Below are 259 nucleotides of genomic sequence, written 5' to 3'. Positions count from 1 at the left end.
GTCGAGCGTGAAGCACGCCTCGCGCACGACGGCCTGCTCGGTCTTGTCGAAGTCGCCGTCGGCGCCGCCGATGACGATGCCGATCTGGATGACGGCGCGCGCCTCGGCGGGCTTCTTCTTCGCCTTGGCGATCTCCTGGAGGACGCTGACCTTGCCGAAGGCGAAGTCGGCGGTCAGCTTGTTCAGGTTCTCGTCGAAACGGCGCTGCAGGTCCACGGCGTCGAAGTTCTGCAGGACCTCGTTCGTCGCGATGAGCTGG

Annotated in this window: 1 protein-coding gene; it reads right to left on the bottom strand. The window is 66.0% G+C overall.

What is annotated here, in order from left to right; genetic code table 11:
• Positions 1–259: TerB family tellurite resistance protein (locus tag IO36_RS36190; RefSeq protein WP_037626652.1), on the bottom strand; the 259-nt coding region annotated here is incomplete at both ends.

It is taken from the genome of Streptomyces aureus (assembly GCF_000725495.1).
Lineage (GTDB): Bacteria > Actinomycetota > Actinomycetes > Streptomycetales > Streptomycetaceae > Streptomyces > Streptomyces aureus_B.
The sequence above is the reverse complement of the archived record's forward strand: the minus strand, read 5'-3'. Positions and strand labels throughout refer to the sequence as shown.